The following is a 24,556-nucleotide window of genomic DNA, read 5'->3' as shown; positions in this document are numbered from 1 at the left end:
TGTTGGAATCGCCAAAAATTTGTCTTAGCGTGCGCCACCGCTTCACAAGCCAGATTGCCCTAGCCCGTTCATGACGCAAACCGAGCCACAGGCCGAATTCGCTGTGCCCACCACGACGGGCATGACACCCATGATGGCCCAGTTCTTTGAGATAAAGGGCGTAAATCCGGGCTATCTGCTGTTCTATCGCATGGGCGATTTTTACGAGCTGTTCTTCGAGGACGCCGAAATCGCTGCCGCCACATTGGGCATCACCCTGACCAAGCGCGGCAAGCATCTGGGCGAGGATATTCCCATGTGCGGTGTGCCCGTCCATGCTGCCCAGGATTATCTCAAAAAGCTCATTTCCCGCGGCCACAAGGTCGCTGTCTGCGAACAGATCGAAGACCCCGCAGAAGCCAAGAAGCGCGGCTCGAAGTCCGTGGTCAAACGCGACGTGGTGCGGCTGGTCACCCCCGGCACGTTGACCGAGGACGATCTGCTGCCGGCCCGTGGCAACAATTTCCTGCTCTCGCTCGCCCGGCTCGGAACCGATGGCGAGGGCTATGCAATGGCCTGGTCCGACATTTCAACCGGTGAACTCCTGGTCGCCGATCTCGACGCCGATGCCCTGGCCGATGAAATCGCCCGTATCGACCCGGCCGAGTTTATCCTTTCTGACCGGCTTGCCGATCAATTGGCCGAACAGCGCATTTTCGGCCCCGACCGGTTGGCAACAGCCACGCGCCGCTCCCATGAAAGCTTTGAATCCGAAGCCGGTGCACGCCTGCTGCGCGAAACGTTCGACGATGGCGTCGATCCCACAGCTTTTTCGCGCACGGCCCGTGCGGCCTTGGGCGCGCTGATCGCTTATGTGGCCGAAACCCAGAAAGGCGCAGGCGTACCCTTGCGCCTGCCCCGTCTTGAGGCGCCGTCCGATCACATGCAGATCGATGCGGCCACCCGGTCCTCGCTTGAATTGTTGCTGACCCAGCGCGGCGATACCCGTGGCGCGCTGCGGGCCAGCGTTGACCTGACGGTCACTGGCGCCGGTGCGCGCCTGTTCGCCGCTCGCCTCGCAGCCCCGCTCAACGACCCTTCGCGCATAAATGCAAGGCTCGACGCGCTCGATACGCTGATCGCAAATTCGATGGAAACCGACGCCATCCGCAAGGGTCTGCGCGCCGCCCCCGATATTGCTCGCGCTCTGACACGGTTGACGCTCGAACGCGGTGGCCCGCGTGATCTCAATGCCATCGGCCGCGGCATCGTGCAGGCCCGTGCGCTGGGGCATCTGCTGGCGGGACTCACAGAGCCGGGAAGCGAACTCTTCGCCATCGGTGATGGGCTTGCCCGCGCGCCGGAAATCCTTGCTGACGAATTTGCAACCGCCCTTGTCGAGGAGCCGCCTTTGATGGCCCGCGATGGCGGCTTCGTGGCGTCCGGCTATGACGGCGAGCTCGACACCCAGCGCCGTCTCGGCTCGGAAAGCCGCAAGGTCGTTGCTGAGCTTCAGGCTGCCCTTGTCGAAAAGACCGGCGTTCGTGCGCTCAAGATCAAGCACAACAATGTGCTGGGCTTTTTCGTCGAAGTCCCCGCGTCGCATGGATCGCGCCTGCTCGAAGACAGTGTCTTCATCCATCGCCAGACCCTTGCCAACGCCATGCGGTTCACGACCACCGAGTTGGCCGAGCTTGAGGGCAGGATTGCCCGTGCCCAGGAAATCGCTGTGGAGATCGAGCTTTCGATTTTCACCCGGTTGCGCGAGGCCGTCATCGCCCAAAGTCACGATCTTATGGCAGCGGCCGACGCGATGGCCGAGCTCGACGTTGCCGCTGCGCTGGCCAATCTCGCTGCCCAACGCAATTGGTGCCGTCCGCAGATCGACGCGTCGCTTGCTTTCGACATCGAAGGCGGGCGTCACCCCGTTGTCGAAAAGACGCTCGAAGCCGACGGCAAGAGTTTCGTTGCCAATGATTGCACTCTTTCTGCCCCCGAACCCGATGATGGCGGCCAGCTCTGGCTGATCACCGGTCCCAATATGGGCGGTAAATCAACGTTCCTGCGCCAGAATGCGTTGATCGCCATTCTCGCCCAGATGGGATCTTATGTGCCGGCGACCTCGGCCCATATCGGCGTGGTCGACAGGGTCTTTTCCCGGGTCGGCGCGTCCGACGACATCGCCCAGGGCCGCTCGACCTTCATGGTGGAAATGGTCGAAACCGCCGCCATTCTCAATCGGGCCACGCGCAATTCACTTGTCATCCTCGACGAAATCGGCCGTGGCACAGCAACCTTTGATGGGCTTTCGATAGCCTGGGCCTGCGTTGAAACCCTGCACGAAACAACTGGCTGCCGCGCCATTTTCGCCACCCATTACCATGAGCTCACAGCACTCTCGGCCAGTCTGGGGCGGGTCTCCAATCACACAATGAGCGTCAAAGAATACAAGGGCGACGTCGTATTCCTGCACGAAGTCGTCCAGGGCGCCGCCGATCGTTCCTATGGCATTCAAGTCGCAAAACTGGCCGGGTTGCCGGCACCGGTGATCTCTCGGGCTCGTCAGGTGCTCGATCTGCTCGAAGAGCGTGGCCAGTCAAATCCGGGTTCTGCCCTTGCCGATCTGCCACTCTTTGCCCATATGCCAGCGCTGGCCGACAAAACTGCGCCTCAACCTCGTGCTAACCCCATTCAGGATATGATCGAGACGGTGCGCCCCGACGATCTTTCCCCACGGGCCGCGCTCGAATGGATTTATGAACTCAAGAAGGCTGCCCATGCCGACGGCGACCATTGAACCGATTGCGCGCAAGAAAGCCGGGCTTCCCAGCGCTGAGGCGCTGATTGCGGCTGTGCGCCGCGAGATCGGCGACACTGCACCGGACAGCCAGACGGCACGCGCTGCGGTGCTGGCCGCGCTGCGCCAGGGCCTCAAGGATGCCCGCATCGCTGCCGAGGCCGACCTTGTTGCCAATCGTCGCGGCACCCGCTGCGCTCAGATGCTGGCCGCCGCTCAAGATGAATTGATCGCCGCCGCCCATCTGTGGGCCACCCGTTACGTCTACCCGCGTGAAAATCCCTCGGGGGCCGAATCCCTGGCCATTGCCGCTGTTGGTGGTTATGGCCGCGGCACGCTGGCGCCGGGATCCGATATCGATCTGCTGTTCATCCTGCCCTACAAGCAGACCCCGTGGGGTGAAAGCGTCACCGAATACGTGCTCTACATGCTATGGGATCTTGGTCAGAAGGTTGGCCACGCCGTCCGCTCGGTCGATGATTCAATTCGCATGGCGCGCTCCGATATGACAGTGCGTACGGCAACGCTGGAGAGCCGTTTCCTGGTTGGCGACGATAGGCTGTTCAACCAGATGCGCGAACGCTTCGAAACCGAGATCGTCGAAAAGACGGGTCCCGAATTCATAGCGGCAAAGATGGCTGAACGCGATGCGCGCCACGATGCCCAGGGCAACACACGTTATGTCGTCGAGCCGAACGTAAAGGACGGCAAGGGCGGCCTTCGCGACCTCAATACGCTCTATTGGATCGGTAAATATTTCTACCGCGTTCAGACCTATCCCGAACTGATCGGCAAGGGCGTATTTTCGAAAACCGAATACCGCGCCTTCCAGCGTGCCGAGGATTTTTTGTGGGCGGTGCGCTGCAATCTGCATTTCCTCGTCGGCAGGGCCGATGACCGGCTGACCTTTGAGATCCAGCAGGAAATGGCCGAGCGCATGGGCTATCACGACCGCGCTGGCATGCTCGGGGTCGAGCGCTTCATGAAACGCTATTTTCTCGTGGCCAAGGATGTCGGCGATCTGACCCGTATTTTCTGCACCTCGCTCGAATTTGCTCACGCCAAAAAGGTCGATGCCTTTGGCCGCGTGTTTGGCAATTTTCGCAAGGCGCGCCGCCAGATCCGGGGCGAACCTGATTTCGCCCTCGAACACGGCCGCATCACGGTCGCCAATGACGAAGTGTTCGAAAAAGACCCGGTCAACATCATCAAGATTTTCTGGGTGGCGGGTCGCGAGGGGGTGATGTTCCACCCCGATGCGCTCAAGCTTCTCACCCGTTCTATGCGCCTGATCGACAAGAAACTCAGAGCCGACGAGCGCGTAAACGCCTATTTCCTCGAAATTCTCACAAGCCCCAAATCAGTCGAGCGCATCCTGCGCCGCATGAATGAGTCCGGGGTCTTGGGCAAGCTGGTCCCCGAGTTCGGCAAGATCGTCGCGCTCATGCAGTTCAACATGTACCACCACTACACAGTGGACGAGCATCTGATCCGCGCCGTGGGCGTCATGGCCGACATTGCCAATGGCGGGCTGAAAAACGAACTGCCCCTGACCCATGAGCTGTTGCCCCATCTCTCCGATGTGCGCTTGCTCTATGTTGCCCTGTTCATCCACGATATTGCCAAGGGCCGTCCCGAGGACCATTCCGAAGCAGGCGAGGTCATTGCCCGCAAATTCTGTCCTCGGCTTGGACTTTCCGCCGCAGAAACCGATACCGTCGCCTGGCTGGTGCGTTATCACTTGCTGATGAGCGAGATTTCCCAGTCCCGCGATATTCAGGACCCCGATACTGCACGCAATTTCGCCCAGATCGTGCAAAGCCCCCAGCGTCTCGCTCTGCTGATGATCCTTACGGCCTGCGATATCCGCGCCGTGGGACCGGGCACCTGGACGGGTTGGAAAGGCTCGCTGTTGCGCGCCCTCTATTATGCCACCGAACCGCTGCTTTCGGGCGGCCATTCCCAGGTTTCCCAGCGCGACAGGATCATCGAGGCCCAGGACGCGCTCAGGGCCGGGCTTGCCGATTGGACGCCTGATCGGCTCGACACCTATATCGAACGCCAGTTCCCCAATTACTGGCTGCGTGCCGAACCCGAGTTGCAGCTGGCTCACGCCAGCATGATCGATGCGGCAGAGGCCAGGCATTCCAGTTTTGCCGGCTCGACGGCCATCAAGGCGTTCGAGGGCATTACCGAGGTTACGTTTTATACGCCCGATCACCCGCGCCTGTTGTCCCTGATTGCAGGTGCCTGCACCACCGCCGACGCTTCAATCATCGGTGCGCAGATATTCAATACCCGCGACGGCTATGCGCTCGATACGTTCCGGCTGCGCCGAGCGTTTACCTCCGATGAGGATGAAAAGATCAGGGCGTCGCGCATCACCGATACGGTCAGGGCCCTGCTTGAGGGCCGTAAATACCTGCCGGCCGATCTGGGGGTGGATTCACGGTATAACCGGCGTCTGCGGCCATTTTCTGTGCCCACGGAAATCTTCATTTCCAACGCGCTGTCCGACAAATTCACTGTCATCGAGATTTCCGGTCTCGATCGTACCGGCCTGCTCTATCATCTCACTCGCGCAATATCCGACCTCAACCTCACGATCGGTTCGGCCCATATCGGCACCTATGGCGAAAAGGCTGTCGACGTCTTCTATGTCACCGATCTGACGGGCGGCAAGATCACCTCAAAGGTCCGCCAGCGGCGCATCCATGAGGCGCTTGAAGCTGTGTTTGCACCCGGACGCCGCGAAAAGGCATCTGCGTGAACACGCCTGTGTGGCGATATGCCATCTGCACAAAACGTGATGTCAAACAGGGCTTTGATCGTCACCACCACGCGGGTCATCCCCAGCCATGAGCCTTTTGCGCAATACGATGTCGGTTGGCGGGCTCACCCTCGTTTCGCGCGTTTTCGGCTTCATCCGTGACGCGCTGATCGCTGCCGTTCTGGGCATTGGCCCAGCAGCGGACGCGTTTCAGGCCGCTTTCCGCCTTCCAAACCTGTTCAGGCGGCTGTTTGCCGAGGGCGCTTTCAACACTGCCTTCGTCCCCATGTTTTCCGGTGCGCTTGAAACTGACGGTGCCGACGGTGCCAAATTGCTTGCTGGCCGCATCATGAGCTGGCTGGTCGCCGCCATCGTCATCGTCACCATACTCGCCGAAATCTTTATGGAACCGGTGATGATGGCTTTCGTCCCCGGCTTCGTTGGCGATCCCGAGAAGTTCGAGCTTACGGTTTTTCTCTCGCGCATCATGTTTCCCTATCTCGCCTGTATGTCGCTGATGGCGGCTTATGGCGCGATCCTCAATTCGCTGGGAAGATTCTTTGCTGCCGCTTTCGCGCCGGTCCTGCTCAACATCGTCAACATCGCCGTTCTGGTCCCGCTTGCCATCTGGACGCTGGAAAATCCTGCCGATGTCGCCTTCTGGCTGGGGGTGGCCGCCATGGCGGGCGGTGTCGCACAATTGGCATTGGTGTTTTTCACGATCCGAAGAGCCGGCTTCCTGCCAAAAATTGGCTTGCCGCGTTACACCGACGAGGTGCGCCGGTTCTGGCTTCTGGCGCTCCCCGCCATCGCTGCAGGCGGCATCATCCAGATCAATATCTTCGTGGGCACCGTCATTGCTTCGCAGGCCGATGCGGCAATCGCCATCATCGCCAATGCCGACAGGCTCTATCAATTGCCGCTCGGCATTATCGGCATTGCCATCGGCACAGTTCTCTTGCCAGAACTCTCGCGCCATCTGTCGTCTGGGCGCGCGGCCGAAGCGCGCGGTTCGCAAAGCCAGGCCATCCAGCTTTCAATGGTGTTGACCCTGCCAGCGGCAATTGCGCTGTTTGCTCTCGCCCAGCCCATAGTGCGCGTTCTGTTCGAACGCGGCGCCTTCGACGCGGCGGCGACGGTGGCCGTATCCCACACGCTGATGGGCTTCTCGCTCGGTCTGCCCGCCTTTGTTCTGGTGCGCGTTCTGCAGCCGGGGTTCTTTTCGCGCAAGGACACGAAAACCCCCACCCTGATCGCCGGAGTATCGCTTGTCGTCAACATTGCCATCTCGTTGGCCCTGTTTCCGTCTCTCGAACACATCGGCATCGCCTTGGCCACGTCCGTTTCCGCCTGGGTCAATGTTGGCCTTCTCGCCGTGCTCTTGGCCCGGCGCGGTCATTTCCGGCTCGAGGGGCGTGAAACGCTGATTCTGGCGGGCACGCTTGGGGTCGCGAGTATCATGGGTCTTGCACTGTGGGGCGTGGCGAGCTTGGCGGGGCCGGTTTTTGCGCCGGGGTATTTCTTCCCGCTTCAGGCGCTGGCCCTGTTCGCAACCTGCGCTTTTGGTGCAACGCTTTATTTCGCGCTGCTTCATGTCACGCGCGTTCAACCTCTCGGCCCGGTTCTGGCGCGCTTGCGGCGGCGGCGTTGACGCTTTAAACCCTTTGGCGGCCCACTTGCGGCCATCTCACTCTTCCAGAAATCCAAGGGACCGTTAGTCCAATGCCTTTTACCGATCGCGTCTTTTCCGGCATCAAGCCCTCGGGCGATCTGCATCTCGGCAGCTATCTCGGCGCCATTCGCCGTTTCGTGCCGTTGCAGAATGACTTCGAGTGCATCTATTGCGTCGTCGACATGCATGCGATCACCGTCTGGCAAGATCCAGCCGATCTGAAACGCTGGACTTACGAGATTGCCGCCGCCTATATCGCTGCCGGTGTCGACCCGTCGGCCCACATTATCTTCAACCAGTCACAGGTTGCCGAACACGCAGAACTTGCCTGGGTGTTCAACTGCGTTGCGCGTATGGGCTGGATGAGCCGCATGACACAGTTCAAGGACAAGGCGGGCAAGAACTCCGAGAATGTTTCGCTCGGTCTGTTCGCATACCCCTCGCTGATGGCTGCCGATATCCTGCTCTACAAGGCCACCCATGTTCCAGTGGGCGACGATCAGAAACAGCATCTCGAATTGTCCCGTGACATCGCGCAAAAGTTCAATCACGACTTTGCACCCTCGATCGCTGCCAATGGGCTGGACGAAGAGTTTTTCCCGCAGCCCGAGCCTGTCATCACGGGCCCGGCCACCCGTGTCATGAGCCTGCGTGACGGCAGCAAGAAGATGAGCAAGTCCGAAACCTCCTCGGATATGGCCACCATCTATTTGATGGACGATGCCGAAACGATCACCAAAAAGATCAAGAAGGCCAAGTCCGACGCCGATGCGCTGCCATCTGAGGAAAAAGGGCTTCAGGATCGTCCCGAAGCGGCAAATCTGGTGCGCATCTATGCCGGCCTTTCCGACAAGTCGGTTGCCCAGGTGCTTGCCGAATATGGCGGACAGGGATTTGGCGCTTTCAAACCCGCTCTTGCCGATCTGGCAGTGTCGGTGCTTGCCACCCAGGCGGACGAAATGCGTCGCCTGGTTGCCGACCCCGCCCAGATCGAAGCCATCCTGCGTGACGGGGCCGACCGGGCGCGCGAGATCGCTGCGAAAACCATGCTCGAAGTTCGCGATATCGTGGGCTTCATACGCTAGACGATGATCAGCGAAAGCTGACCCCTTGCTGCCACTTGCGTGCCGCGCGCACGCTGTGGCAGCATCCCCTTCCCTAAATCAGTTCCGGACACAGCGCTTGCCCGATATCCAGGATCGCGACGAAGACGAATATAAACGCAAATTCTTGGTGATCGTGGACGAAAGCCCCGAATGCGCCAAGGCCGTGACTTTTGCAGCCCTGCGCGTGCGCCGCACCGGCGGCGCCGTGGTTTTGCTCTCGATTATCGAGCCCGACAATTTCCAGCACTGGCTGGGCGTCGAAGAGGTGATGCGCGCTGAGGCCTACGAAAATATCGAGGCGCTTCAGGCCCGTCACGCCGCCAATATCGCCGCCTTCGGGTCGATAAAGGTCGAACGGGTGATTCGCGAAGGCAAGAAATCAGACGCTGTCGAAGCCCATATTGCAGACGATCCCGCGGTGGCCATTCTTGTGCTTGCCGCTGCCGATTCGTCCGAAGGCCCCGGCCCGCTCGTTGCTTCGATCGCGGCCCGTGGCGCCAACGCATTTCGCGTGCCGGTCACCGTGGTTCCGGGCACAATTTCCGACGCCGATCTCGCCGCCCTGTGCTGACCCGACAACGCGGGATGGCCAATGCGGCCACCCGACCGTCCGGGGAGCTGCCGGGCGCCACCCTCTTGCATTTATGCGCAAAAGGATTATCTTTCGGGCCAACTTGGAATAGTTCTAAAGAGCCCTGAGAGGCGGAAAAATGTTCATCCAGACCGAAGCGACTCCAAACCCCGCGACGCTCAAATTCCTTCCTGGCCGTGAGGTCCTGCCCGGCGAGCCGCGCGATTTCCGCGATCCCGAAATGGCCCGCATGTCCCCGCTTGCTTCGGCGCTGTTTTCAGTCGATGGCGTAGCCGGGGTTTTTCTCGGCTCCGATTTCGTTTCGGTCACCAAGATCGAATCCGTTGATTGGGCGCATATCAAGCCCGCAATTCTCGGCGCCGTCATGGAGCATTTCATGAGTGGCAAGCCCATCCTCGCCGATGGCGTTGCGGCCCAGCCCGATGTGTCCGGTGACGAATTCTTCGAGGAAGAAGACACCGAAACCGTTGAGGTCATCAAGGAGTTGCTCGCCACCCGCGTTCGCCCCGCTGTCGCCATGGATGGCGGCGACATCACCTTCAAAGGCTACAAGGAAGGCACAGTGTTCCTGCACATGCAGGGCGCATGCGCCGGCTGCCCGTCTTCGACAGCGACGTTGAAATCGGGGATTGAAAACCTTCTCCGCCATTTCGTGCCCGGCGTCGAACAGGTCCAGCAGATCTAGCTTTCCAAACACCAGATAGGCCTCACGCCTTGATTGGTCGCGCAAGCGGCCACAGCAAAACCCCGCAAGCCCAAACAGCTTGCGGGGTTTTTCGTTTCGGCCTATCGAAATGCTCATGAGCACGCCAGTCACCCTAGCCATAGACACAGCCCGCGAGCGCCTGCAACTGGCGCTGGTGTTGTCCGATGGCAGTGTCGAAACCGAAATTTGTGACATCGCCAAGGGCCACGCCGAAATCATCTTTCCCGCCATTGCGGCGCTGCTCGACCGATGCGGGTCGCGCTATGATCGGCTTGACCGCATTGGCGTCTCGACCGGTCCGGGTTCGTTTACCGGCCTGCGCATCGGGCTTTCCGCAGCGCGCGGGCTTGGTCTGGCGCGCAATATTCCGGTTATTGGCGTGCCATGCCTGCTCGCCCTTTCGCTTTCGCGCCCCGGCCCGAGCGAGTTGATCCTCGATGCCAAGCGCGGCGAAGCTTATCGCCAGAGCTTTTCTGCGCCAGGCAAGCCGCGCGACACGGCCGACCTTGTCGATCTAAAGCAGATCCTGCAGGTCACCGCTCGAACGATCCCTGACGACCCGATGATCGATATCGTCCTGATGGCCGTCTTCGCCTCGCGCGCGCGCCCCGCCGACTTCCCGCCCGACCCCACCTATATCCGTGCCGCCGATGCCAAGCCCCAGATCGGCTTTGGAGTTGCGCATCAATGAATGTCTGGAGCGCGCCGGGCGCGCTACATATAGCGCGCGGCGAAGTCGAGGATGCCGATAGCCTGGCCCGGCTCCATGCTCAGGGCTTTTATCGCGGCTGGCCGGCATCCGATTTCGCCGATTATCTGGGCGACTCCAGGATCACACCGGCCTATGTCGCCACCGATGCGCGGCGCAGGATTTCCGGGTTTGCCATGCTGCGCATTTCGGGCGAAGAGAGCGAGTTGCTCACCATCGCCGTCGATCCGAAAATGCGTGGCCGTGGGCTTGGCGCCGCTCTGCTGGCCGCAGCGTTCGCCGATCTTGCCATGAGCCCGGTCAAAACCCTGTTTCTTGAGGTCGACGAGACCAATGCGCCCGCTCTTGCGCTCTACCATCGCTTTGGCTTTGCCCCGATCGGCAAGCGCAAGGGCTATTACCCAAAGCCGGATGGCAGCGCTGCGACCGCCCTTGTCATGCGTGCCACGATCGGCTAACCCGAACTCACTTATCGTGACAGATGCGCGAGGCGGCCATGGGCAACGAGCCTTTCACCGAAGCTACGCTTGAAGAGCAATGCGTGGCGCGCAACATGCGCATGACAGACCAGCGCCGGGTGATCGCGCGTGTGCTCGAAACGGCCACAGATCATCCCGATGTCGAAGAGCTTTACCGGCGTGCCTCCGCCGTCGATCCGCGCATTTCGCTCTCCACGGTCTATCGCACAGTCAATCTGTTCGAAGAGGCCGGGCTGGTCACCAAGCACGATTTCAAGGATGGGCGTGCCCGGTTCGAGCAGATCCCCGACGAACATCATGACCATCTCATCGATATTCGCTCGGGTAAGGTCATCGAATTCCGGAACGAGGAAATCGAGGCCATCCAGGAGGTTATCGCTAAAAAGCTCGGCTATAAGCTGGTCGATCACCGGCTCGAGCTGTACGCCATCCCCCTCAAGGATAAGGACAGCTAGGCCCGGCCGATGGCCTTGCGCGTTGCGTTTCTGGCACTTGTCCTGTTGCCTTTCACACTGGTTGGCATGCCCCTACAGTGGGTGATTGTCAGGTTTGGCTTGCCTGGCGCCCAGTGCCTGCCCGCTGTGTTTTTCAAGCTCGCCGCCTTTGGTCTTGGCCTGCGCGTGACCCTGGAAGGTCACGAGATTGCAAAAGGGAGGACATTGCTTGTCGCCAACCATATCGGCTGGCTCGATATCGTCGCTCTCGCCAGCGCGATCCCGGTCAGTTTCGTGGCAAAATCCGAAGTTTCCGGCTGGCCGCTTGTCGGTACCCTGGCCCGGTTGCACCGAACGATCTTTGTCGATCGCCAGCGTCGCACTGCGACACGCAGGACGGCTGAGGCGATAGGTGACCGAATCGCCCAGGGCTGCCCCGTGCTGCTGTTTGCCGAAGGGACTTCGGGCCCAGGCACCCATGTTCTGCCGTTCCGCTCTGCGCTCATGGGCGCCGCCAGCGCCACACTTGCGCCTGCGGCCAGGATTCAGCCTCTCGCCATCGCCTATACGAAAATCTCCGGTCTGCCTCTTTCGGGCGCCCAACGTCGTCAGTTCGCATGGATCGGTGATATGGAAATGCGCGACACGCTTGGCGCGATTCTCAGCTCGGGGCCCAAAACGGTCATCATCGCCGTGGGCAAGCCGTTCCCGGCCGATGCCGACCGGAAGCAGATGGCAAAAAAGACGCGGGCGCAGGTGCGTTTGATGCTCAACGCGCTCAATCGCGGACTCCCTTTGCCAAAGGATGGGGAAGTGGTGTAAACCGCGCCCATGAGCGACAATCAGCCAAATCTCCCCAACGCCAAAAAAGTCTTCATCAAGACCTATGGCTGCCAGATGAACGTCTATGACAGCGATCGGATGACCGACGCACTGGCGCCGCACGGCTATACGCCGACAAGCGAGATGGGTGAGGCCGACCTTGTGCTGCTCAACACCTGCCATATCCGCGAAAAGGCCGCCGAAAAGGTCTATTCCGAACTTGGCCGTATCCGTGATTTCCGCAATGAGCGTGAGCCGGGCGCCAAAAAGATGCTGATCGGGGTTGCCGGCTGCGTTGCCCAGGCCGAAGGCGAAGAGATCATGGCGCGCGCGCCCGCCGTCGATCTGGTGTTTGGTCCTCAATCCTATCACCGTCTGCCTGAACTGTTGACCAAGGCCCAGACCGGTCGGGTCATCGACACCGATTTCCCCGAAGAAGACAAGTTCGCCCATTTACCCGCACCAAAGAAGGAAGTGACCATATCGCGTGGTCTGACGGCCTTCCTCACGGTTCAGGAAGGCTGCGACAAGTTCTGTTCGTTCTGCGTGGTGCCCTATACGCGCGGCGCCGAAGTGTCGCGCCCGGTTGCCCAGGTGCTTGCCGAGGCGCGCGGTCTTGCCGATGCTGGGGTGCGCGAAATCACCCTTCTGGGCCAGAACGTCAATGCCTATCATGGTCTTGACGGCAATGGCGTCAGCGTCAGCCTTGGTGCGCTATGCTATATGCTCGCCGAAATAGAAGGCATCGAGCGCATCCGTTATACGACATCCCACCCGCGCGACATGGATGACGAACTGATCGCCGCCCATCGCGATCTGCCTGAGCTGATGCCCTATCTCCATCTGCCTGTGCAGTCGGGATCGGACACGATCCTCAAGGCAATGAACCGTCGCCACACGGCTGCCGAATATTACGAGATCATCGATCGCATCCGCGCCGCCCGGCCCGATATGGCCCTGTCAGGCGATTTCATTGTCGGCTTTCCCGGCGAAACCGACGCTGATTTCGCTGCCACAGTCGAAATGGTCCAAAAGATCGGCTACGCGTCGGCCTTCTCGTTCAAATATTCGACCCGCCCCGGCACGCCAGGCGCGCAGATGGACAACCAGATCGAAGAACACGTCAAGGCAGAACGTCTCGAGATCCTTCAGGCCGAAATCACCCGTCAGTCCCAGGCTTTTAACGCTGGCTGCGTGGGCGTGACGATGCCGGTTCTGATCGAAAAGCCTGGCCGCAATTCCGGTCAGGTTGCAGGCCGTTCGCCTTACCTTCAGGCCGTCCATATCAGTGCCGACAAGAGCCTTATTGGCCAGATTCTGCCGGTCGAAATCATCGGTCAGGCAAAAAATTCGCTTGAAGGCAGAATTGTCACTGCCAATGGGCTGGCGGTCTGATAGCGTAACGTCTTGTTAAGAGTCGCAACGCTTCCCTGGAGCCATCGCGTTTGACACGGAATCTTCGGTCGCAACCCGACCAGTCCGCCGCCGCCCATCTCGAACTGGCGTTCGAGGACAATCGGCTCGTCTCCCAATTATATGGTGAATTCGACCAGAACCTGGCGCTCATCGAGCAGCGGCTTGGGGTTCAGGCCAATTCGCGCGGCAATCATGTCATGCTGCGCGGTGGCGCCAACGCCGTCGATCAGGCACGGCGCGCCCTCGAATCGCTTTACGGCATGCTTGAAGAAGGCAAGGTCGTCGGACCTGCCGATGTGGATGGTGTCATCCGCATGGTGCAGTCCGAAGACAGCCAGCTTTCGCTGCCAACGCTCGAAAAGCGCGGCAAGGTGCGCATGGCCCAGATCGCTACGCGCAAGGCGACGATCGTTGCGCGAAACCCGGCGCAGGATGGTTATATCCGCGCCATGGACCGCTTCGAAATGGTATTCGGCGTCGGCCCTGCCGGTACAGGCAAGACCTATCTCGCAGTGGCTCACGCGGCAACGCTGCTCGAGCGCGGTGAAATCAACAGGATCATTCTCTCACGCCCAGCGGTTGAAGCGGGCGAGCGGCTTGGTTTTCTGCCCGGCGATCTGAAGGAAAAGGTCGATCCCTATCTGCGTCCGCTCTATGATGCGCTTTACGACATGATGCAGCCCGAAGTTGTCGAGCGCTGCATAGCATCCGGTGCCATCGAAGTGGCCCCGCTTGCCTTCATGCGTGGTCGTACGCTGGCCAATTCCGCAGTGATTCTCGATGAGGCCCAGAACACGACATCGATGCAAATGAAGATGTTTTTGACCCGGTTGGGCGAAAACTCCAAGATGATCATCACCGGTGACCCCACTCAGGTCGATCTGCCGCGTGGCGAAAAATCGGGGCTGGTTGAAGCCCTTCATCTGCTTTCCGATGTCGATGGTATCCACACAACACGCTTTACCGACAAGGACGTTGTGCGCCACGCTCTGGTCGCGCGTATCGTGCGAGCCTATGAAGGGTCGACGGGCAAAAGCCCCTCAACCGAAGGCAAGCTCGACGTTTGACGTCATCGCCTGGCTGAGACGATGGTGGGCCATGTGCGCTTCGGTCGCACGACACTGACAAGGACTTTGGACAGCGTGAGCGATTCTAAAGCGGGCCCGACGGCTCGGATGCTTTCCGTCGAGATGAATATCGAACACGGGGAATGGCCGGAATCCTTGGTGGAGTTGGCCGAAAAGACCCTTTCGGCAGCTCTGGACAATTGCGGTTTTGCCATCGACGGGCCGTGTGAAATCTCGGTTCTGCTGACCGACGATGCATCCCAGCGGGCCCTGAACAGCCAATGGCGCGGCAAGGACAAGCCAACAAATGTCCTGTCTTTCCCTGCACTTGGCCCCGATGATGCCATAGAGGGTTTTCTCGGTGACATATCGCTTGCTTATGAAACCCTGGTGCGCGAGACAGGCGAGCTTGAAAAACCATTCGAGCACCATTTCGCCCATCTTTTGGTTCATGGACTGCTTCATGTTTTGGGGTATGATCACGAAACCGAGGATGAAGCCCTTGCCATGGAGGCAAGAGAAACCGATATTATGGGGCTTCTGGGGTATCCAGACCCCTATGATGGTCAGGTTCTTTTGAACGACTGACATTTTGCGCAACAAAATACGGAGTGCCGACGGTTGGGCCTGAACTATAACGCCCACCGCACCCCAAATGACCGACAGCGATCAATCTAGCGCCGCGGCGCGCCGGCCGCATCGCCCTGAGGGCGACCAAGACATATCCATTTCGAGCGATAAAAAGCCGTCGCTATGGGCACGGATTCGTGCCCGTCTGCCTGGCAGATCGGCATCCTTGCGGACCGATCTTAAAGAGGCGCTCGAAGGACCGTTCCTGTCTACAGACACCACGTTTTCGGTGTCCGAGCGCGCGATCTTGCAGAACGTGCTCAAGCTTGGCGAATTGCGTGTCGAAGATGTCATGGTGCCCCGCGCCGACATCGAGGCGGTCGAAGCGGGGGTCAATGTAGGCTATGTCATCGACAGGTTCCGTCAGGTCGGCCATTCGCGTATGCCGGTCTATGAGGAGAGCCTCGATAACGTCGTGGGCATGATCCACATCAAGGATGTTCTCGAAAAAGTCACCGAACCGGCCAGAACGGCGGCCCCGACCGCCGGCAATGGCGCCAACGGTCACAACAATCAAAGCCCGGTCAAATTCGTGACCCCGGTGCTCAAGCAGCGCATCGGCAAACTCGATCTGGTGCGCAAGGTGCTCTTTGTGCCCCCCTCGATGCCGGTCACCGACCTTCTGGCCTCTATGCAGGCCACGCGCATGCACATGGCCGTGGTGATTGACGAATATGGCGGGACCGACGGGCTGGTCACCATCGAGGATCTGCTCGAAGCCGTGGTCGGCGATATTGAGGACGAACACGATGAAAGCGAAGCCTCGATGCTGCGCGCCATCGACGACGACAGCTTTGTTGCCGATGCCCGCGTCGAACTGACCGATCTCATCGAGGCCATAGGTTCCGATTTCGATCCTGGCGAATATGCCGAGGAAGTCGATACGCTTGGCGGCCTGATCTTTGCAATGCTCGGCCGCGTGCCTGTTCGGGGCGAAGTGGTTTCAAGGCTCAAGGGTTTTGAGTTCGAGATTACCCGCGCCGATGCCCGTCGGGTCAAGCAGGTGCGCATCACCCGGCGCCGCCGCAAGCAGCGCCTGTTGATCGCTGGACCCAAATCGGCCGAATTGCCCACCGAGCCGGGCGTTCAGCCAGACAACGAAAACAAGCAGGCGGCTGAATAGCCGCCTGTCACTTCACTCTAAATGCCAAGATTTCAGCGCGGCGCGCGTTTGGCCAGGATGCGCTGAAGCGTGCGCCGATGCATGTTGAGCCGCCGCGCCGTTTCCGAAACGTTGCGGTCGCACAATTCATACACGCGCTGGATGTGTTCCCAACGCACACGATCCGCCGACATCGGATTTTCAGGGGGTTCAGGCTTGATCTCTTCTTCCCCTGCCAGCAGCGCCTTGATGATATCGTCGGCATCTGCAGGTTTGGCGAGATAATCGACAGCCCCGAGCTTTACGGCAGTTACTGCGGTGGCAATGTTGCCATATCCGGTCAGCACAACGGCGCGTGCACCTGGGCGATGCTCATGGAGGGCCTTGACCACCGAGAGCCCGTTTCCGTCCTCAAGCCGCAGATCGACAACGGCAAAGGCCGGTGTGTTCGATTTTACTGCCGCCATGCCGCCCGCGACTGTGTCGGCGATCGAAACGATAAACCCTCGCTTGTCCATGGCGCGTTCGAGCCGTGTGAGAAACGGTTTGTCGTCATCGACCAGCAACAGTGTGCGGTCACTATCGGGAAGCTCGGAAATGTTTGTCATTGGCCTTGATCCTCTCGCGTCTCGGTTATGGCCAATCGTGGCGAAAACGTCAAAAGCTTACACCTATACGTCACGTGCGGCATTTCGGACCAGCCGGTCCCGCGGCCAGCTGATTTCCACGCACGCATGCCCATTGGCGCGGGCATTGAAGAATTTGAGCGTAGCGCCTGTCCGCTCGAGCAGCGTCTTGGCGATAAATACGCCCAGTCCCAAACCTCCGCCCCCATCGGGATGGCGCGGGTCGAAGCGGTCTCTTGTCCTTGTTGTCAGATAGGGTTCCCCGAGCCGGCTTAAAAGGTCCGGGGGAAATCCAGGACCATCATCCATAATGGCGATCATTACCCGCTTTCCGTCCCAGACGGCGCGAATTGTCGCTTCGTCGGTGGCGAACTGCACAGCGTTTTCGATCAGGTTGCCCAGCCCGTAGAGCAGGGCGACATTGCGCTCGATCACCGGTTCGTCTTCTTCAGCCCGGCTTTGTGCAAGGCTGATTGATTTGCCCGCGACCAGCGCGGGGCCTTCATGGGCTTTTGCCAGTTCGGCAACGATGTCCGAAAGCGTTGCCGTGTCGAAGATATCGGACCCCGATGGACGCAGACTGCGCAGCTTGCCCAATATGGCCCGGCAACGCGCCACCTGATCGATGATCAGGTCAAGATCTTCGGCCAACTCACCTTCGCCATGGTCACTGCGGATTTCCTTGGCGGCCAGGGCAATTGTCGCCAGAGGCGTTCCCAGTTCATGCGCCGCCGCCGCCGCCAGCCCATCGAGGGCTGAAAGCTGCTGCTGTCGCGACAGCGCAAGCTCGGTAATAGTCAGCGCATCGACAAGCTGCCGCGCTTCGTGGGCCACCTTGTTTGTATAGCCAGCCACAAATCCCACAGCGCACAAGATCGCCACCCACACCCCTGTAAGATAGATGCGCGGCGGCTCGAAACTCATGCCCTCTACCCAGGGCAGTGGCATATGAAACAGCGAGAGGGCGCTGGCAATGGCAATGACCAGTGTGCCCACCCATATCGTTTCACGCGAAGCCAGGGTCGAAGCGGAAACCGAAACCGGAGCCAGCAGCAAGATCGCAAACGGGTTGCCCAGCCCGCCGGTCAGATACAACAGGCCCCCCAATTGTACGCTGTCATAGGCGAGTTGGAGAAAGGCAAGCCGCGTCGATGGCCGGTGCCCCGGTCCATAGCGGATCAAAAGCCCGGCGTTGACCAGCACCGAAAACCCGATCAGCATCAGGCACGCGCCAAGCGGTACTGTATATCCCAGCCCATAGCGCACGATCACCACTGTGATGAGCTGGCCCGATATGGCCAGCCAGCGCAAAAGGACAAGCGTTTCAAGCCGCATGGGATTGGCCCTTTGGGCGGGAAGCGGAGCGCTTGGCTCGGTGATTTCGCTCATCTTTTCTCTTCTCTGGCGCGGTGCATGGGCACTCTATAGCAGAATTCAAGACCGATAAATTTATCGCCGAACCCTTGATGCGCGGCCAAATGACCCCAAATTTTGTTGTGTTCGAGACTGGAGAGAGACCGCAACATGAACAGTGCAATTATCAAACCCGCATGGTCCCCGATTACCATCGCCTTGATGGTTCTGGGCTTTATCATCTTCTGGCCGCTTGGCATGGCCGTCCTCGCCTACATTTTGTGGGGCGAATATATGGGCGGCAGTCGCGAAAAGGCCGAAAGCTGGATCGCCAGCCAGAAGGGCAATTTCAAATCCCGCAGCCGTGGCTCGCGTCATTACAGCACGTCCGCCACTGGCAACGCCGCCTTTGACGAGTATCGCGACGAACAGCTCAAGCGCCTCGACGAGGAACGCCGCAAGCTCGAAGAAGATCGCGAAGCGTTCGAAGAGCATCTCGCCAATCTGCACAAGGCGCGCGATCGCGAAGAGTTCGACCGCTTCATGCGGGACCGCAACGCCCCCCGCCACGACGACAACCGCGCCGACGAGAGTGGCCAACGGCAGGGATATTGAAGTCTTTCATCGGCCCACGGGCCGGTGAGCTTATGCTCTAGAGATTCCGATTCGGCCGGAGGATACGTTCCCCTCCCTTTGATCCCCGGCCGCGCCTTGGGTCCCCTCCACCCAAGGCACCCCTACCGCGCCGGCGCCGCCTTTTTGGGTGCTGCCCGGCGCAATACGAGCCAGAAGCGACACTGCCGGTATCAGGCGTGTCGCTTCTTTTTTGTTTTGTCCCCTCGCCAAGCCTGCATAATGGTTTCCGCGATTCCCTTCTTTTTAGACCGAGACGATGGATGGGGCTGTCCCGCCTTTTTGCCCGTACGCCAATTCCTGACACAACCGAGGTCGCAACGACGTCCGGCCCGGTCAGCGTCAGTGTGCGGACCAATGCGCGCGCTCGGTCATATCGGCTGAGCATAACCGCGCGCGGCGAGCCTGTGCTGACACTTCCGCGGACCGGGCGCTGGAGTGACGCTCAGGCTTTCCTTGAGCGCAACACCGGCTGGCTGGAGGCGCGCCTCAAAAAGCTCGCAAGCCCATACGCCATAGCCCCCGGCGCCACAGTGCCGTTGCGCGGTATTCCCCATGTCCTTGTCAGCACAGACAGGCTGCGTGGTCTGGTTACCGTCACCCAAGGCGCCGATCACGCAGAGCTCCACGTGCCCGGCGGTCCCGACCACATGCGCCGTCGGCTTGTCGATTGGTTTAAAAAACAGGCCCGCGAAGACCTAGATGTCGCCTGCGCCCATCATGCGCGAAATCTCGGCGTCGATTTTTCCGGCATTACCCTGCGCGATCAATCGACCCGCTGGGGGTCGTGCTCATCGACCGGCAGCCTCAATTTCAACTGGCGTTTGATCCTCGCGCCACCCGAGGTTCTCGATTATGTCGCCGCCCATGAAGTGGCCCACATTCTCGAAATGAACCACAAGCCTGTCTTCTGGCGCACAGTCGCCAGGACGTTCCCCGATTACGAGCGGCCCAAGGCATGGCTGAAATCCAATGGCGCTGCCCTGATGGCGCTTTGAAACCCAAACACCTGCCCGTTCCGGCGGTGCCTCATGGTTTTTGCGCGCGCGCCAACAAAAAAAGCCCGGGTTGAAGCCCGGGCTTTTCAATAATGTTTTGCTCTGCGCTTTATCCGCCGAACAGGCCGTTGAGCAGGCCACCAATGCCGTCATCGGCAGGCACTGCAACCGGTTGCTGCTGTTGCTGCTGCTGCTGGAACTGAGGCTGTTGAACGGGCCGCTGGCCAGGTTCTCCCTGGATCTGATCGATGGTCACAGGCGTGCCGGTCGCTGGCATCGTGTCCTGCATCGGCACGGCAACGCGATCCTGAAGCTTGACGTAACTGCCCGGCAGCGCGGCGGACTGCAGCCCTTCATGGGCCTTGGTCATCACGTCGCGCCAGATCTGGGCCGGCACCTGGCCGCCGAACACGCGCGTTGGCGTGTCGTCGTCATTGCCCAACCACACACCGCCCACGAGACTGGCCGTATAGCCGACGAACAGGGCGTCGCGGTTGCGCTGCGATGTGCCAGTCTTGCCAGCCATCGGCCAGTTGCCCAGTTGAGCGCGCGTGCCCGTCCCCGCCTGAACGCCGGTCTGGAGCATGTCGTTCATCATGCCCACCTGCTCGTCGGTCAGGATGCGACCGGGGCCGGCGGGTGTTTCTTCGTAGAGCACCTCACCATCGGTGGTTGTAATGCGGGTGATGACGTTGGGCACCACGCCATAGCCACCATTGGCAAACGGAGCATAAGCACTGGTCAATTCGAGCAGCGAGACTTCCTGGGTGCCGAGCGCTATGGCCGGAACAGGCTGGAAGTTCGAGGAAAAGCCCATGCGATAGGCGGTTTCGACAACGTTTTCAGGTCCGATATCGATGGCCAGACGCGCCGCCACTGTGTTGATGGAAAAGGCCAGCGCATCGCGCAAAAGCACTGGGCCGACATAGCGCCCGTTGGAGTTCTCCGGCGCCCAGCCATTGTAGTTGAGCGGCTCGTCGACCATCAGCGTATCTGGCGTATATCCCTGCTGCAGGGCAGCAAGATAGACGAAAGGTTTGAAGGCAGAACCGGGCTGACGGCGTGCAGTCACAGCACGGTTGTAGGTCGATTGGCCATAATCGACGCCACCGACCAGTGCGCGTATGCGACCCTCGGTATCCATCGCGACAAAGGCGGCCTGCGCAAAGCGCAGATTTTCGCCCTGTTCGGCAACGGCTTCCTTGATCACGAACTCGGCCTGCTTTTGCAGATCCCAATCGAGCGTCGTGGACACCACAACGTCTTCATTTACCTCGCCAAGATAGTCGTTCATGAGTGTTTCCACCCAGTCTGCGACGTAATATTCGGTGCCCGCCACCCGTTCGGTGGTGATGTTGGCATCCATATTCTCGGCTGCGGCCTGCGCCTGCTCGGTCGTGATGTAGCCTTCGCGCACCATGTTGGCCAGGGCCAGGCGCTGGCGTTCTGCTGCGCGTTCGGGATGCGTGCGCGGGTTGTAATAGCTCGGCGCGGGCAGAATGCCGGCCAGCATTGCGGCCTGACCAAGCGAGAGATTGCGCGCCGAAATGCCGAAATAGGTCTGCGCTGCGGCTTCGATGCCAGTCGATCCCGAACCGAAATGGACGCGGTTGAGATAGAGTTCGAGAATTTCGTCCTTGGTGTAATTTTGTTCGAGCCACACGGCCAGCAATGCTTCCTGAACCTTGCGGCCCAGTGTCTGGTCGGGGGTCAGGAACAGATTCTTGGCCACCTGCTGGGTGATCGTGGAGGCGCCACGGGTCAGCCCGCGTGCGCGGATCATTTCAATCCCCACTGACGCCAGCCCGATCGGGTCGACACCAAAATGGCTGTAAAAGCGCCTGTCTTCGCTCGCCACGACGGCCTGGCCGACAAAGGGCGGCAATTCGTGAATGCCCACGGCCTCGCCGCCGGTCTGGCCGCGATTGGTCAAAAGCTGTCCGTTGGATGCGAGCACTCGGATATTGGGCGGGCGCTGGGGCACTTCCCAGGTTGAGGACGAACCCAGATCCTGACCGTAATAGACGATAATGCCGGCCACGGCGACGCCGCCGATCAACACCATTGTGAAACAGAAATAGACCAGCCCGACGATAAACTTCATCCCGCCAGAGCGTTTCCTTTTGACCTTCTGGCTTTTGGCCCGGCGGGGCTTTTGCCCTTTGGGTGAAGGGGAGCCGGATCCGGACTGCGCGCGCTGACCCTTGGCCTTGCGCTGATTGCCACCATCGACGCGATCATCGGGGGAGAGGCGAAGATCCATAAAAGATCACTTTCAAGCCGTCATCGTGAAAAATCGATACGCGCCACCATGCGGGGCGCAGACGCGATCCCTACCGCTATCGCGGCCAATTGTGGCGCGTTTATGTGAATTTTTCCACTCTTACCCCCTTGTGTGGCCGCAGGGCAACGGTTTTGGCGTGCCAGGCATCCGCGCCCGCGACTTCTGACTTGGGGTGGATTGCTGACCGTCAGCTTTTAGGCGACTGGGCCAGGAAGCCGTCGCTCAATCAGCTTGGGCCGGCTGACAGCTTGGCGCCTTCACTCTGGTCGTTCTTCCGGCCCGATTCTGAAATCGGACAATCTTTCAGCCAGGCCAAAGCGGGCATCATGGACGCTGCCCTACTGGACATGCTCGAGCGCGAGATCGAGCTGATCCAGGACGCTCGCCAAGAATATCAACATGACTTACAACCTTCGGCATTGGGACGGCTACGGGATTAAAGCGTGAGCACAGAGCAAGTGAAGAACGAGATCCGTCGATTTCTCAAGGCGGAGGATAAACTTGCGCTTTGTTTGAGCGGCAGGTGGGGCGTTGGCAAGACCCATACTTGGGACACCTTGCTCACTGCTGCATTCAAGGATGCCACGGTAGGGCCGCCGCGCTATGCCTACGTCTCTTTGTTCGGCCTTGAGACCCTAAGCGATGTTCGCAGATCAGTCTTCGAAAACACAGTCGAAGCTCCAGCTTTTAGGGAGAAGGTGAGGCTGGAAGCGACCTTCAGCAGTGTCTCCGACCGCTTGGCGCAACTGTCGTCCAAGTGGCGTGCAGGGATCGGAATAATTCGTGGCATCCCAGTTGTTGCCGACTACGGAGGGTTGGTTGAAGCCGGATTCCTCGACGTACGAAACCAGATCGTATGCTTCGACGATCTCGAGCGCATGAGCGACAGTCTCGGCCTGAAAGATGTGCTGGGACTGATCTCTTTCCTCAAAGAGAAGAAAAATTGCAAAGTGGTGCTGCTGTTGAACAGTGAGGCATTGGAAGGACAGAATGCCGAGGACTTCCGCGTTCAACTGGAAAAGGTAATCGACATCAATCTGACATTCGCTCCGACGGCGAGCGAGGCGGTTGCAATAGCTGTCCCGGATCGAACGACCCTCCTGACCCAGATGGTCGCAGAATATGCGGCGAAGCTAGAAATCACTAACATCCGGACGATCTTCAAGCTCCTTAGAATATGCGGTCGGCTGGAAGAGGTTTTGCAGGGCTATGACGAGCGCGTCATTAAGCAGGCTTTCCATAGCGCGTGCCTGTTCGGCTTCGCGATCTACCAGCCCACCGAAGCACCTCCTATCGATGCCATCCTGAAGCATCGCCCCTATGCCAATCTCTTCGGTGACCGAGAGGAACGAACTCCAGAAGAGATCCAGCATTCCGAGCTTCTGAAGCGATATAAGTTCCTCACAGCGGACGGCCTTGATCTCGTCGTCTTCGATGCCATCCGCAGCGGCTTTTACGATGAAGGTTCCCTGCGGCGAGAAGCTGACATGATGACGGGAAGGCTCGAACTCGCGGACCAGGATGCCGCGTTCAGCAAGGTGTGGGACATCTACCATGGATCATTCGATGACAATGCAGATGCATTCGCCACGGAGCTGAAGCAGTCGATCAGGGACAACGCCGCAGCAATCAGCCCTGCGAATCTTTCCGCTTCGATCGCGACCCTGAAGAAACTCGGTCACGGCGAGGGCCTCGACGATCTCATTAAGCACTACGTGGCCAGCCGAGATGACGGAAAGGACTTCTGGGTGGGAGATTCAGTCTTGCCGCGCTTTAATATCGAGGATCCAGATGTGACCGCGGCTTTCGCTACCAAAGCTGGTGCGTTCGCTGACGACAGAACTCTGAGGAGTGTCGCGACCGCTATCGTGAGCGACAGGGGATGGAGCGATGACACCCTTGAATTCATCGACAAGCATAGTGCCGACGATTTCTATGCCGCCATGAAAGCAGCAAAAGACGAGGAGCTGCGCCGGGTCATCTATGGACTGACCTACTTCCGAAACATTGGAAACGCAGACGAGAAGATGAAGAGCATTTCCGCGAAGGCTGTGTCAGCCCTACAGAGGATTGGGCAAGAGAGCGCGATCAATCGACTACGTGTCGAGAAGTTCGGTGTCGTCGTGCCTGAAGCCTAAGGTCACAATTGATTTGTCCTTCGCGAGCGGCAACCTCTGAAGGTGGAGGTTTCTCTGACCTCGAACGGGCGCGTCGCGCACGATCCACCTTCTTTGTACCCGCCTGGGATGTCCACTTTTTGCGTTAGTAATCCTAAGAGCGAAAGGTCTGCTGACGACCCCAGCTCCGCCATTCGCGGGGACCGAACGAATGGCAAGTTTCAGGTGGCGAAGGGAGCACCCTGAAACGGCCAAAATGAGGGT

General features: G+C 59.6%; 21 protein-coding genes. 18 read left to right on the top strand and 3 right to left on the bottom strand.

Annotated elements, in window-relative coordinates; translation table 11 throughout:
- Positions 1 to 70 precede the first annotated feature (70 nt).
- The 14 genes from mutS (at position 71) to ACN0TA_RS01000 (ending at position 16,302) form a co-directional block, all read left to right on the top strand.
- Positions 71 to 2,776 (top strand): DNA mismatch repair protein MutS, encoded by a 2,706-nt coding sequence (gene mutS, locus ACN0TA_RS01065; protein ID WP_417578931.1) that lies wholly within the window; start codon positions 71 to 73, stop codon positions 2,774 to 2,776.
- Positions 2,757 to 5,546 carry a [protein-PII] uridylyltransferase gene (locus tag ACN0TA_RS01060; protein ID WP_417578929.1) on the top strand — a complete coding sequence of 930 codons (2,790 nt, stop codon included), beginning with the start codon at positions 2,757 to 2,759 and terminating at the stop codon, positions 5,544 to 5,546. The genes mutS and ACN0TA_RS01060 overlap by 20 nt, the downstream gene beginning before the upstream one ends.
- An 88-nt stretch (positions 5,547 to 5,634) precedes the next feature.
- Positions 5,635 to 7,197 carry a murein biosynthesis integral membrane protein MurJ gene (gene murJ, locus ACN0TA_RS01055; RefSeq protein WP_417578927.1) on the top strand — a complete coding sequence of 521 codons (1,563 nt, stop codon included), beginning with the start codon at positions 5,635 to 5,637 and terminating at the stop codon, positions 7,195 to 7,197.
- A 71-nt stretch (positions 7,198 to 7,268) separates the two neighbouring features.
- The gene (gene trpS / locus ACN0TA_RS01050; RefSeq protein ID WP_417578925.1) at positions 7,269 to 8,303 is read left to right on the top strand and encodes a tryptophan--tRNA ligase; all 1,035 of its coding nucleotides are present in this window, start codon (positions 7,269 to 7,271) and stop codon (positions 8,301 to 8,303) included.
- 97 nt (positions 8,304 to 8,400) lie between these two features.
- Positions 8,401 to 8,895, top strand: coding sequence for a universal stress protein (locus ACN0TA_RS01045; RefSeq protein ID WP_417578923.1), 495 nt, complete (start codon positions 8,401 to 8,403; stop codon positions 8,893 to 8,895).
- 139 nt (positions 8,896 to 9,034) lie between these two features.
- The gene (locus ACN0TA_RS01040) at positions 9,035 to 9,601 is read left to right on the top strand and encodes a NifU family protein (RefSeq protein WP_417578921.1); all 567 of its coding nucleotides are present in this window, start codon (positions 9,035 to 9,037) and stop codon (positions 9,599 to 9,601) included.
- 115 nt (positions 9,602 to 9,716) lie between these two features.
- Positions 9,717 to 10,313, top strand: coding sequence for a tRNA (adenosine(37)-N6)-threonylcarbamoyltransferase complex dimerization subunit type 1 TsaB (gene tsaB, locus ACN0TA_RS01035; RefSeq protein WP_417578919.1), 597 nt, complete (start codon positions 9,717 to 9,719; stop codon positions 10,311 to 10,313).
- Entirely contained in the window at positions 10,310 to 10,789 is a 480-nt protein-coding gene (gene rimI / locus ACN0TA_RS01030; protein ID WP_417578917.1) for a ribosomal protein S18-alanine N-acetyltransferase, read from the top strand. Before tsaB ends, rimI begins: the two co-directional genes overlap by 4 nt.
- A gap of 38 nt (positions 10,790 to 10,827) precedes the next feature.
- Positions 10,828 to 11,265 (top strand): Fur family transcriptional regulator, encoded by a 438-nt coding sequence (locus tag ACN0TA_RS01025; protein ID WP_417578915.1) that lies wholly within the window; start codon positions 10,828 to 10,830, stop codon positions 11,263 to 11,265.
- A 9-nt stretch (positions 11,266 to 11,274) separates the two neighbouring features.
- A complete protein-coding gene (locus ACN0TA_RS01020; RefSeq protein WP_417578913.1) occupies positions 11,275 to 12,066 on the top strand; it encodes a lysophospholipid acyltransferase family protein in 792 nt (263 codons plus the stop codon).
- Between the two features lie 9 nt (positions 12,067 to 12,075).
- Complete coding sequence (miaB, locus tag ACN0TA_RS01015; protein ID WP_417578911.1) at positions 12,076 to 13,461, top strand: tRNA (N6-isopentenyl adenosine(37)-C2)-methylthiotransferase MiaB; 1,386 nt, start codon at positions 12,076 to 12,078, stop codon at positions 13,459 to 13,461.
- Positions 13,462 to 13,511: 50 nt separating this feature from the next.
- Positions 13,512 to 14,549: a PhoH family protein gene (locus ACN0TA_RS01010; RefSeq protein ID WP_417578909.1), complete on the top strand. Its 1,038-nt coding sequence runs from the start codon at positions 13,512 to 13,514 to the stop codon at positions 14,547 to 14,549.
- A gap of 108 nt (positions 14,550 to 14,657) precedes the next feature.
- Positions 14,658 to 15,137 (top strand): rRNA maturation RNase YbeY, encoded by a 480-nt coding sequence (ybeY, locus tag ACN0TA_RS01005; protein WP_417582009.1) that lies wholly within the window; start codon positions 14,658 to 14,660, stop codon positions 15,135 to 15,137.
- Positions 15,138 to 15,204: 67 nt separating this feature from the next.
- On the top strand, positions 15,205 to 16,302 hold the full coding sequence (locus tag ACN0TA_RS01000) for a hemolysin family protein (RefSeq protein WP_417578907.1): 1,098 nt from the start codon (positions 15,205 to 15,207) through the stop codon (positions 16,300 to 16,302).
- Positions 16,303 to 16,334: 32 nt separating this feature from the next.
- Here the strand turns inward: ACN0TA_RS01000 and ACN0TA_RS00995 are convergent, their stop codons facing one another.
- Positions 16,335 to 16,889: an ActR/PrrA/RegA family redox response regulator transcription factor gene (locus ACN0TA_RS00995; RefSeq protein ID WP_417578905.1), complete on the bottom strand. Its 555-nt coding sequence runs from the start codon at positions 16,887 to 16,889 to the stop codon at positions 16,335 to 16,337.
- Between the two features lie 63 nt (positions 16,890 to 16,952).
- Positions 16,953 to 18,296, bottom strand: a complete 1,344-nt coding sequence (locus ACN0TA_RS00990) for an ActS/PrrB/RegB family redox-sensitive histidine kinase (protein WP_417578903.1) — start codon at positions 18,294 to 18,296, stop codon at positions 16,953 to 16,955.
- Positions 18,297 to 18,431: 135 nt separating this feature from the next.
- Between ACN0TA_RS00990 and ACN0TA_RS00985 the strand changes: the two genes are divergently transcribed.
- Positions 18,432 to 18,875, top strand: a complete 444-nt coding sequence (locus ACN0TA_RS00985; protein WP_417578901.1) for a DUF2852 domain-containing protein — start codon at positions 18,432 to 18,434, stop codon at positions 18,873 to 18,875.
- A 281-nt stretch (positions 18,876 to 19,156) separates the two neighbouring features.
- The gene (locus ACN0TA_RS00980) at positions 19,157 to 19,891 is read left to right on the top strand and encodes a M48 family metallopeptidase (protein WP_417578899.1); all 735 of its coding nucleotides are present in this window, start codon (positions 19,157 to 19,159) and stop codon (positions 19,889 to 19,891) included.
- 109 nt (positions 19,892 to 20,000) lie between these two features.
- Here ACN0TA_RS00980 and ACN0TA_RS00975 read toward each other — a convergent pair whose 3' ends face one another.
- Positions 20,001 to 22,154: a transglycosylase domain-containing protein gene (locus ACN0TA_RS00975; protein WP_417578898.1), complete on the bottom strand. Its 2,154-nt coding sequence runs from the start codon at positions 22,152 to 22,154 to the stop codon at positions 20,001 to 20,003.
- Positions 22,155 to 22,342: 188 nt separating this feature from the next.
- Here ACN0TA_RS00975 and ACN0TA_RS00970 point away from each other — a divergent pair, with 188 nt between their 5' ends.
- Both ACN0TA_RS00970 and ACN0TA_RS00965 read left to right on the top strand, forming a co-directional pair.
- Entirely contained in the window at positions 22,343 to 22,615 is a 273-nt protein-coding gene (locus ACN0TA_RS00970) for a hypothetical protein (protein ID WP_417578896.1), read from the top strand.
- Positions 22,616 to 22,618: 3 nt separating this feature from the next.
- The gene (locus tag ACN0TA_RS00965; RefSeq protein WP_417578894.1) at positions 22,619 to 24,313 is read left to right on the top strand and encodes a hypothetical protein; all 1,695 of its coding nucleotides are present in this window, start codon (positions 22,619 to 22,621) and stop codon (positions 24,311 to 24,313) included.
- Positions 24,314 to 24,556 lie beyond the last annotated feature (243 nt).

The sequence above is a fragment of the Pelagibacterium sp. genome, from assembly GCF_048264985.1.
Lineage (GTDB): Bacteria > Pseudomonadota > Alphaproteobacteria > Rhizobiales > Devosiaceae > Pelagibacterium.
Note: the sequence above shows the minus strand (reverse complement) of the source record. Positions and strands in the feature narration are given on the sequence as shown.